The 11,392-nt window shown below is 50.4% G+C and carries 7 protein-coding genes; 3 read left to right on the plus strand and 4 right to left on the minus strand.

Translation table 11 applies throughout. From position 1 onward, the window contains the following. Positions 1-31 precede the first annotated feature (31 nt). From AC2215_RS25430 to AC2215_RS25445, 4 genes are all read right to left on the minus strand, one after another. Positions 32-2,905, minus strand: coding sequence for a methyl-accepting chemotaxis protein (locus tag AC2215_RS25430; RefSeq protein ID WP_486812821.1), 2,874 nt, complete (start codon positions 2,903-2,905; stop codon positions 32-34). A gap of 58 nt (positions 2,906-2,963) precedes the next feature. After that, the gene (locus AC2215_RS25435) at positions 2,964-3,467 is read right to left on the minus strand and encodes a chemotaxis protein CheW (RefSeq protein WP_486812822.1); all 504 of its coding nucleotides are present in this window, start codon (positions 3,465-3,467) and stop codon (positions 2,964-2,966) included. A 4-nt stretch (positions 3,468-3,471) separates the two neighbouring features. Further along, positions 3,472-3,834: a response regulator gene (locus AC2215_RS25440; protein WP_486812823.1), complete on the minus strand. Its 363-nt coding sequence runs from the start codon at positions 3,832-3,834 to the stop codon at positions 3,472-3,474. Positions 3,835-3,924: 90 nt separating this feature from the next. Then, entirely contained in the window at positions 3,925-5,022 is a 1,098-nt protein-coding gene (locus AC2215_RS25445) for a response regulator (RefSeq protein WP_486812824.1), read from the minus strand. A 1,221-nt stretch (positions 5,023-6,243) separates the two neighbouring features. Here AC2215_RS25445 and AC2215_RS25450 point away from each other — a divergent pair. From AC2215_RS25450 to AC2215_RS25460, 3 genes are all read left to right on the plus strand, one after another. Further along, positions 6,244-7,380: a sensor histidine kinase gene (locus AC2215_RS25450; protein ID WP_486812825.1), complete on the plus strand. Its 1,137-nt coding sequence runs from the start codon at positions 6,244-6,246 to the stop codon at positions 7,378-7,380. A gap of 288 nt (positions 7,381-7,668) precedes the next feature. Beyond that, positions 7,669-8,337 (plus strand): phosphate signaling complex protein PhoU, encoded by a 669-nt coding sequence (gene phoU / locus AC2215_RS25455; protein ID WP_486812826.1) that lies wholly within the window; start codon positions 7,669-7,671, stop codon positions 8,335-8,337. Between the two features lie 627 nt (positions 8,338-8,964). Continuing rightward, positions 8,965-11,190 carry a PhoX family protein gene (locus tag AC2215_RS25460; RefSeq protein WP_486812827.1) on the plus strand — a complete coding sequence of 742 codons (2,226 nt, stop codon included), beginning with the start codon at positions 8,965-8,967 and terminating at the stop codon, positions 11,188-11,190. Positions 11,191-11,392 lie beyond the last annotated feature (202 nt).

An 11,392-nucleotide genomic window follows, 5' to 3' on the forward strand; every position in this document is an offset into this window, starting at 1 on the left:
GGGTAAGGGGAATTGAAGTTCGAACCTAGCTCTAGGAATCCACTTTAAAGGTTCCCACAGAGGTTTCCAGTTGCCGGGCGATTTTCACCGTTTCTCGCAGGGAGTCGGTCACCTGGCTCGAAGAACGGGAGGTGCGTTCGGACACTTGGGCAATTTGTTGCATGAGTTGAGAAACAGCTTGGGAGGTTTGGGCTTGGGAGACGGTGGCGCTGGAAATCGATTGCACCAGTTCGTCGATTTGTCGGGAAACTTCGACAATTTCCCCCAAACTGTATTTGGTGTCTTCCACCAGGTGAGTTCCTTCCACCACCTGGGCGGTACTTTGTTCCATCGCTTCCACCACCTGGGCGGTTTCGAGCTGGATGTTTTCCACGATGCGCTCGATTTCTTTGGTGGCCCCAGCGGAGCGTTCGGCGAGTTCTCCCACTTCTTCGGCCACCACGGCGAAGCCCTGACCTTCTTCCCCAGCGCGGGCGGCCTCGATGCCGGCGTTAATGGCGAGTAAGTTGGTTTGCAGGGCAATTTGGTTGATCAAAGACACCACTCTCGAAATTTGCTGGGAAGATTCCCCGAGGCGCTTCACTTTTTTGGCGGTTTCGGCGACGGTTTCGCGCAGGTTCAAAATGTTGTCCACGGTGCGATCCATGGCATCGGTGCTGGTTTGGGCGGTGGTGGAGGCACTGCGAGCCACTTCCGCCGCCTGACGGGCGCTGCTGGCTACCGATTGAATCGAGGCGGTCATTTCTTCGACGGAATCGAGGGTCCGGGTGGTGTCTTGGGCTTGTTTGAGGGCTTCCAAGCTCAGTTGGCGGATGGCGCCTTCGTTTTCTCCCAGGGAGGCGTTCACTTGGGTGGCCGATTGTTTCACCTGGGTAACGATTTGCCGCAAGCTTTCCACGATCGAGTTGAAGAAGTCGGCGACGGTGCCCAAATCCCCGGCTGTCACGTCGGCGCGCACGGTGAGGTCGCCGCTGGCGGCCCCTTCAATATCTCCGAGCAGGTTAATCAGTTGCAGTTGCAGGGCTTCTTGTTGCTGGCGGCGCTCTTCGGATGAAGCTTCGGCGGCTTGGCGAGCTTGTTCCCGTTGGCGGAGGAGTTCGGCTTGTTCGAGGGCGTAACCGAGTTGGATGGCGATCGCCCGAGCAATTTCGATTTCGTTGGGCTGCCAGTCCCGGGGACCGGAACATTGATGGGAGACGAGCAAGCCGAGCAGTTGTTCGTCGACGACGATGGGGGCAACCAGGTTGGCGCGCACGGAGAAGGGTTTGAGCTGGTTCAGGTGGCAGTCGGTGAGATCGGCGTTGAGGATGTCGTTGGTGGCTTGGACTCGTCCGAGCTTGTATTTCTCGGCGTAGTTTTGGGCGAAACAGGGATCGGCGATCCGCGCTCCCAAGGCTTCGGGCCAGGCTTCGAGAACGGATTCGGCGACGATGGTTCCCTGCCAGTTCTCGTCGAATAAATAGATGAGGGTGCGATCGGCCCTGAGGGCTTCGCGGGTGCGGTTGACGGTAATCTCGAAGATCCGATCGCGATCGAGGGATTCCCGGATGCGGGTGGTGATTTGGGCGATGGTCCGCTCTCGCTCCGTTTCCTTTTTCTGGCGCTGGGCTTGAGCGTTGAGGTTATCGGCCAGGGCGTTGAAGGTTCTCGCCAGTTGCCCGATTTCGTCATTGGCCCAAACTTCCGCTCGCGTTTGGCGATTCCCCCGCGCGAACTCATCGGTGGTTTTTTGGAGGGCGACGACGGGTTTGGAGATGGTTCCCCCCAGCAGCTTCGACAGGATGAAGTTGAGGACGATCGCTACGGTGGCCACGAGCAGTTGCAGTTGCAAGCTGTTACCCAGGAGTTGGTTGAGGGCCGTTTCCGGGGTTCCCCGCACCAGAACCCCCACGGGTTTATCGTTGATATCCGTCAAGGCCATGGCGGCGGTGGTATAGGTTCGGTAACCTTGCCGGACGCGCTGGGTGATGACTTCTTCGGGATTGGCAATGGCGGCTTCGAGCAGGGAGAGATCGTTAATTTCGGCGTTGGCTCGATCTTCTTGTTGTCTCGCGTCTCGCTCGAGACTGGTTGCTAAGAGGAATTCCTCGTCCGAGTACTGGTACACGCCGCTGTATCCAGCGTTAAACTCGTTGAGGGTTTTTTCGGCAATGGGGAGTTTGCCGTTGACGATGTCCCCAGACACGAGCACCCCCAGCACCGTTTGGCTGCCCAAAGGCGTTACCGGGGTCGCGGTGTAGCGAATCAGGGCATCGCTATCGGCAAAGCCTTCGGGGAGGGGGGACGATTCTTTTTTCAGGTCTTCCCAGGGGACGATCGCCGTGGCTTTGAGTTGCTCGGGATCGGCGAGGACTTTACTCACCAAGTCGTTGGGATTGAAGGTTTGCCCGACTCGGTTGGCGTTGGCGCTGGCAATAATTTTTAAATCTTTACCCACCAGGGTGGCGTACTCGATGTTCCGGGCTTGAATTTCGTTTTTGAGAATATTTCGAACCCGATCGCCCACTTCTGGGTCGATCTCTTCCCCTTGGGTGGCGCTGCGGGCAGCTTCGATGATGGCGGCGTTATCGGACTGTCCCCGAAAGCCGAACCCCATCTGATTGATTTTGATGTTGTAGTTGGCCTGGCTCGCCGCGAGTTCCGATTTGGCTTGTTCTCGCAGCTGCGCCCGTCCCCCAGAGACGATCAGCCAGCTGCCCACCCCAATGATTCCCAGAACGGCGAGAAATTCGGAAACGAAGGAACCGAGGAACTGTTTGCGCTCGACGGGGAGGTCGTAAAACCATTTCAGGGAGGAGTTTCGGCTTTTGGCAGGGTAGGCGGGGTTGCCGGACGCGCTTGAGGCGAGTGCGTCTTCGGATTGAGGCCGCTCTTTATTTAGGGAGCGATCGAATTGAACGGTCATCGAGCAAAAATCTCCAACGGCAAATCAACGAAACGATAGAAATTCTGGACTTCGCACCTCAATAATGTTGGAGGGTGGGCGATCGGACGATCGCGGCCACATCCAACACTAGCGAAATTTCGCTAGGAAATAAAACGCACCCGCGCAGGTAGGGAACCAATCCCGCACTGACGGAACCGTGGGGAGATTGGAGGCTATCTCGGCTCGCGCGCACGATGCCTTCGACCCCGCAAACAGCCATCGCCAGGGGGTTTGACCCCACCCGGGCGATGACGAGATCGTACTGGACGAGATTGGCACCGAGGGATTCGAGTTGCAACAGGTGCGCTAAATCGATCGCCCAAAAGACTCGACTGCGCCGATTGAGCAATCCCAACACGCAAGGCGGCATCCCCGGCATGGGAGCCAGTCGCGCCACCGGCAGGACTAAAACTTCCTGAAGGTAAGTCATCGGCAGCAAGGCCGTGGTTCGATCGGTCAGCCGAATTTTTAAGTAGGGATCTCCGGTAGTGGGTTGTGACTGTTCTCGAAGGGAGGTAATGGCAGCAGCGGAAGAATTCATCGGTTTAAGGGGCAACGGATTGGACGGCCCGAATCAGTTGCTCTTGGGTAAAGGGCTTGGTTAGGTAAACATCAGCACCCTGCTTCATTCCCCACAAGCGATCGATTTCTTGATTTTTTGAGGAACAAATAACGATCGGAATTTGTTTGGTTTCCGGATTTTGCTTGAGGCTTCGACATAATTCAAAACCACTCATGCCCGGCATCACGACATCGGTGACGATCGCATCGGGTTTCTTGTCAACGGCAATCGATAGAGCTTCTTTGGCTCCCATCGTACTAATGACGGTATAACCGCTTCTCTTGAGATAGTTGGTGATTAATTCGAGTTCGGAAGGAGTATCTTCTACGATGAGGATTGTAGCCATTCGCGTTTCACTCACGTCGGACATTTTTCATCGCTTCAGACTTATATTGTAAAGACAACTTTTCATCTGAAGATGGGTACAAATATAGCATTAGGGTAAGTGCTTGCGCACCATCTCTATTAACTCGGATTTGGTAAAGGGTTTGGTCATATAATCGGAGGCGCGAACGAGTTTTGCTTTGGCTCGATCGAGAAATCCCGTATTGGCAGTCACCATGACGATCGGAGTTTGTTTGAAACTCGGATGCCGCCGCAGTAAAGAACACAGTTCGTAACCATCTAGTTTTGGCATTTCTACATCTAATAAAATTAAATGCGGTTTGCTGCGCACGATTTGCATCAAGGCTTTGACGGGATCGTGAATGCTCAGAACCGAAAATTCTTTCTCGTCGAGAAACGAACTAATCGCCCGAATGATACTGGGATTGTCGTCAATACAGGCAATTTTGTAGATGTTTGGGGTCGTTTCCCCTTCGGTTGTTTTGGGCGTAGGGGTGGGGGTTGCCGGTTTGACAGGACTGGGCGCGGGGACCTTTGTGGGATTGGCGATCTCGTGCGTCGATGGCGGCGAAGAAATTCCCGTCGAAGGCGATAACCGATGGGGTTCGAGGAACAGTTGGGGAGATGCAAGAGAGGGTCCCGGTGCATCGGTTAAGCCCAATTTGGGCGGCGAGATCGGAGTGTCCGAAGGGGTGTCGGGGCTTTTTTTGACTAAATCGTGGAGGTTGAACCGGCAAAATTTCGGCAGCTTGGCAATCTCCGGGAGTTCGATAAATTGGTAGGTCCCTTCGCGCACCGCCAGTAGGGTGTCGATGGCTTCCTTGGAAATTGCTTCGACGAGTTGGGCGGCTTGTTCGGTGTTGAGGTAGTGATTTTGCACCAACCAGCAAATGGCCTGATAATCTGAAAGGCAATCGCTCGGTGCGTTTTGAGGCGCTCCGAACAGCCACCGAATTTGCCCGCGCATGACGCTGGTGGGAACCTGGGGGGTAAGGTTGCACAAATGGCGATCGAGACGCTCGAACGGCTCGATGGAATTCGTGGCATAGAGGGGACCCCCCACTTCTAAATAGACCAACCAAGTCACCGAGCCGTCGTAAACCTGCAAGCCCCCACGATACTGACGCTCGACAGACTTTGACAACAAACTTAGCGGGTAAAGTTTTTGAAAGGGTTGGTAGCAAGTCATATTTTGCATCCTGGCCGACTGCTTTATTTTTGGTGATAGAGATCGTGCGATCGCTCATCTGGCAATCGCGCCCCATATCGTAGCTAGAGATCGCAAGCCACGTACTTCCCTTTAAGCTGGCGATGCTCCTTCAAATACCTAAACGAGCTTCTTGGTCGATCGCTCGAATTCAAAACAACCTATTGATGACTTTAATACCATTTCAAAAGGTTGGCGATCTGGATGCTCAGCCCGATGGCCGATCGCATCAGTAGCAATTTATCACTATTTTTGGGGTCTCACGACGATGCAGTTGCTAATTCCGTAATATCACTGAATACTCTTTTAAATTTGTATTTTACAATACGTATTATTACGTAGTATTGGTGAGATTACAAAATTAGAACTTTGCTAGAAATTTAGCAGATTTTTAGCGATTGGGTATTTTTTTTATAAAATCTTTAAAAAATATTTAGATGGTTTATCAAACCTTGACAAACCGAGGGAGGAAAAGATTAAAGAGCGTCACCTTAGAAATTAGAAGCGGATCGGATTTGAGACGATCGAGACCAATTTTTTCGATCGAAATTAGCGAAGTATGCCCATTTTTTATCGGAAATCGGGTCAGCTTTTGTAGAAAATTTTTGCCGATCGAAATTTATTGCTTGATCCCGAGCGACTCAATCAAAAATTGCTAATTTTTAAATCTTAGGTTCTGTTTTTTAAAACTATTAAAAAATAATAATTTTTACGATTGAAGAAGGCTATTTTAATCAGTTCAGGTGGGGGTTGACCTCAATATTAAATGGAGAGAAAAAGTTTCTATTTTTAGCAATCAAAAAAAATACCTAAAGAAAAAATTAAAAACAGAGTGAAGCTCAAGATAACAAAAAAATGTTTTTCCCGCTGTTCGGTAGATTACCAAACTTTAATGAATTTGGAACAAATGTGAGTTAGAGAACCCATATCTTCACCGTCACCGAAGAGGTCGCTATCTGGCTCGAGTGGATTTCTCGAATCCTCGATCGGGGATTGCAATCGGTTCGATCGGTTTACTTCATATTCCGATACAGTAAGGAGTACCCACCTTCAATTGCCTCTTTTTTATTCAGCATGTCCTTCGTGGCGTTTCTCTTCGGACTAGCTATCGGAATCAGCTTTTTCCTGTGGCACCAATTTGCAATCGATCGACAACTTCGACAGTTGCTCGCTGATTTATATCGCACTCTCCCAGACGATTCGATGTCTCTTTGGTCGCAATTACGCCGGGGAATTGCTTTAGAGCGTTACGAACGAGAAGAATTGGAAAATTCGCTCGAATATTGGCAGCAAATTCTGCGAGATGCACCGTTTGGCTATCTGCAAGTCGATGAAGACAATCAACTGTGCTGGTGTAACGATAAAGCTCGATCGCTCTTGAAAATCGATCGCTGGCAATCGGGAGACTCGTGCCTGTTACTCAAACTCGTCCGTTCCTACGAACTCGATCGCCTCATCGAACTCACTCGCGATCGCCAGCAACCCAAACAGCGAGATTGGATCTTTCATCCCGTTAGTGCCGATGTCGAGGAGCCTCAAGTGCAAAATTCCTTGGCTCTGCGCAGCCATACCTTTCCCCTGAGCGATGGATATGTCGGCGTATTTTTAGAAAATCGCCAACCCATCGCCGATCTCGCGAGATCGCGAGATCGGTGGCTTTCTGACCTCACCCACGAACTACGTACGCCTCTGACATCGATTCACCTCGTGGTCGAAGCCTTGCAAAGTCGCGTCGATCCTTCGGTTCAAAGTTGGGTCGATCGCCTCCTACAAGAAAACGAGCGTCTCATCAAACTTGTGGGAGACTGGCTCGAACTGAGCCATCTCGAATCGAATCCGAGCGATCGCCTCCACTGCAAGTGTTTGGAACTCCGAGCTCTGGTGCAATCGGTCTGGCAAACCCTCGAACCGATTGCCCAACCCCAACAGATCCACCTCATTTGTTCGATTCCCGACCCTTGCCACATCGAAGCCGATAAATCCAAATTGTATCGGGTCTTTCTCAATCTCCTCGATAACAGTCTTCGCCACACTCCCCCCAAAGGTGCCATTGAAGTTGAAGTTCTTCCTCTGGGAGAAGATCGACTCGAAATTAATATTATCGATGCCGGAACGGGATTTGCTCCGGCCGATCTTCCCCATCTTTTCGAGCGATTTTACCGAGGAGACGCTTCCCGTACCCGAGAATCTAATTTAACCGCCAACGGCAGCGGATTAGGTTTGGCGATCGTCCAACAGATCGTCACCGCTCATGGCGGTTCGGTGCAGGCAAAAAATCACCCAGAAACCGGTGGGGCCTGGATAAAAATCGACTTACCCATCGAATGTATTAATTCTTAAAATTGCCATCAGACGATCGTCCCCAGACTTTCTGCCGATCGACAAAATTGGAACATTAGCTGCATATGCCGAGCCGCTAGGTTCGTCGTTCCCCACGCTTTTTAAAAGCACAACTCCAGGAGCCTCTTCTCCAGTCAACCCAGAACCGATCGTCGAACCCTTCGTTGAAAATATACCTCACGAACGACCTCAATACCGTTCGTGAAAAACGTTAACCTAAAAATAAACGTGCTACGTTAGAACGAAAATAGAAATTTTGTTGTTATATAAAAGGATAATTTATTTGAGGTGACTGTATCTTCTAATACTAAAATTTTGGCGCGCCGACCGTTTCAGCGAGAATTAAATCGGGTGGAACGAGATATTTTGCGAATGGGAGCCTTAGTGGAAACCTCCTGTCGCTTAAGCCATCAAGCATTATGCGAACGAAATTTATCGGCAGCGAAGGCGATTCCACCCCTCGATAAAAAAATCGATCGATTTTACCGTCAAATTGAAGCTGATTGCGTGCTGCTGATGACGCTACAAGCACCTGTGGCTCGCGATAGCCGTCAGTTAGGTGCGTTCATGCAACTTGTGCGCGATCTCGAGCGGATTGGAGATTATGCGAAGGATTTAGCAGAAATTTCCCTCAAGTTATTTCCTTATCCCCCTCACGATTGCATGCCGAGAGTCACGATGATGTCTCAACAGGCCCAAGCCATGCTGGCGATGAGTCTTGAAGCATTGATCGAGCTCGATGCTGAGGTGGGTTTGCAAATGAAAGAGAAAGATACGGCCGTCGATCTCGCCTACGATTCTCTTTATGAAACCCTTGCCTACCAACGGGATTATTCGGGCGTTCTCGAACCCGTTTTGCTGTTGGTCTTAGCGATTCGTCATCTCGAACGAATGGCCGATCACGCAACAAATATCGGTCGTCGGGTTGCCTATATCGTCACCGGTCATCGGCACTAGAAATCCCTGGCGATCCGATCGCTTTGATGCATATTGTTGTCCAATTTGGGTGATGGGTAACATCCTTGAGGGGTTTAACCCTAAATCGAGGTCAATCTCCCTCGATTCATCTCTAAAATAAATTGAAAAACTAAGAATCGTTTCTGTTTTTTTGAGAGATGAGTTTCAATCAGCATAAATCAAAAACTTAAAACTCACCAAATAAAGATGATAACATTCCTAGCTATACATTCATAAAAATTTGGCTTGAAAAACAGAAATTTAGCTAGCATCCCTCAAAAACAAAATGAATTTTGATGCGAACTATAACGATTTTCTCTTGCCAAGCATTCAGTTCTCAGTATGTACCTGAGAGCCTTATGTGGTAGCTGTTTTTTTCATGAAATGTCTGCGTTTGTTTTCAAGATAGTCTCGGTCTTCACCGATATCTTGTTCGTTTTCCGTGAATGAAGCATGACGGCAGCACTGAATGATAATCTTACTTTTTGTTGTCAATCGACACAAAATCGAGCTAACTCTTAACCAAAGCATTACCCATCGATCGAGCAAATTTAGACTGGGTACGATACCCTATAAGAAAATATTTTTTGAACGATCTTACCGAATTATTCATTCTACCCATTTGGTATGCACCTAAAGCGCCGTAACTTTTTACTCTTGCTTGGAGGAAGTGCGAGTTCGATCGCCTTAAGTTCTCTGTATGGGTGCGACGGATCCAAAAATTCCCCTTCAACGGGATCGTCGCCTTCTACCCCCACAACCGCGGTCAACCCATCCATGCCGGATGAAATTGGCTTTCGTCCCGTTTCCGGACCGATGCCGTTACCCAACGATCCCAGATCTCCATCAGAGCAAATTCAAGCCTATCAAGCTTATGAAGTTCTCGACGAACTCCTATTGCCTGAAGATCTCGAATATGAAGTGATTGCCAGTTGGGGCGATCGAGTCGGAGATTCTCGCTTCGGTTACAACAACGATTATCTCAGCTTCGTCGAAACCGGAGACGATATCGGCTACCTCACCATTAACTTTGAATACATCAGCGGCAAAACCTGGATGGAAACCTATAGTGAGGTTCTGGGTAAATCTCTTCCCTTTGCCGAAGTGGCGGCCGCGATCGACAAATCTGGAATCAATGCCTATGGTTTACCCGATAGCAATCCCCTCAAAGCCCAAATCCAACAAATTTGCCAAGAAGCACTCCTCGATCAAGGATTGGGTGCGATAACCCTCCGTCGCGACGATCGAGGAAAATGGGTGCGTCAGCCCTCAAAAGCCGATCGTCGAGTGACGGGAATCTCTGGCTTAAACGACGAGTGCTATCTCAAAGCGACCGGTCCGGCCACCGCTGTTTTTCGTAAAACCCAGGGTCAGGGTTATATCGATGGATTGGGCGATCGCATCATCGGCACCTTTGGCAACTGTGCTGGAGGTACGACTCCTTGGGGAACGGTTCTCAGTGCCGAGGAAAATTTCCAAGCCCAAGTGCCAGAACCCGTCTATCCCGATGGCACTTCCGCTAACCCCTCTCAGCTGCCGTTTTACATTGATGAGAAGAACGTATACGGTCAGGGAAATGTTTTCGGACTTGCGGGCAATAAGTACGGCTGGATCGTCGAAATCGATCCGACAAACCCCGACGACTGCGGCACCAAACATACTGGGTTGGGACGCTATCGTCACGAAGCGGTTGGAGTTCGCGTCGAAGAGGGAAAACCCATTGCCTTCTATTCTGGATGCGATCGTCGCGGCGGCCATATCTACAAATTTGTCAGTCGCCAAAGCGTCAGCAATCCCCAAGATAAAGCCAACTCTCAACTCCTAACCGAGGGCACCCTATACGCTGCCAAATTCAATCCCAACGGTACGGGAAGCTGGATTCCCCTAACACCAAGCACGATCGTCGACCCCGATTTACCCAGTAATATCTGGGGCAATACCCTCCTTCTTCATCCTCGTCCGGCAGGGGGGTACTTTAAAGCCGAACAAGACGAGCAAGTGAAGCAGTTTAAAGAACGCTTTACCACCCTTGGAGATATCTACACTGGCAGCGACGTTGAAAAACAAGGGGCCATTCTCATTGATGCTCATTATGCTGCCAATGCTGTGGGTGCGACCTGTGCCGCTCGTCCGGAAGATACGGAAATTGCCCCCGATGGTTCTTTGTATATCAGTTTTACCTCCGGTTCTCCCGGTGATGACGGCGGACCTGACAAACGCATTTTTAAGAGTCCGACGGGGGAACCGCACGAGTACGGCTGGATTATGCACCTCGTTGAAGCGGAAAACGATCCGGCAGCGTCGAACTTTACCTGGCAAATGATGGCAGCGGGAGGAGAGGCCGCTGAAGGCGGTTGGGGATTTGCCAATCCCGACAATATTTTGCTCGACCCCCGTGGCAATCTCTGGATGGTTACAGATATGTCCACGAGCAAGCTGAATCGAGCGGTACCCAGCCGAGTGGATGAAAGGGGAAATGCGATCGGTCAATCGAAAAAATCGGGGGTGTTTGGAAATAACTCTCTTTGGTATTTCCCGATGGAGGGTGATGCTGCGGGGAACGCTTATCTATTTGCGATCGGACCGATGGAGTGCGAAATGACCGGACCCTATTTCAGCCGAGATGGTTCGAGTTTGTTCCTAGCCGTGCAGCATCCGGGAGAAGTTGGGGGTACTCGTCGCGATGGCGCAAGCGAAACCCGTGACTTCGAGATGCTCGCTGGCAATGGTGAAAGGTTTCGCCAAACCCGACAAGTCCCGATCGGCTCTAACTGGCCCGAAAAACAGGTGAATTCTTCTCCCAAACCATCGGTGGTGGGTATCTATCGTCGTGATTTGGGATCGATCGTCTAGAGCGCGATCCTTACCCTCGAGCCTCCTTCTCCGGCTCCGAGAAAAAAAATATAAATCTTTAAAACCCTTGAGCAGAGGGAGATTCAGAGATTGTCAATTTTTTTTTGCCAAAAGGGTTGACGCAGATGGGTGAGGTCGTGTTATGTTAGTAAAGCGCTGAGGGGGAAACACAAATCACCCGAAAGCCAACCGAACCTTCACA

The sequence above is a fragment of the Zarconia sp. genome (assembly GCF_057467645.1).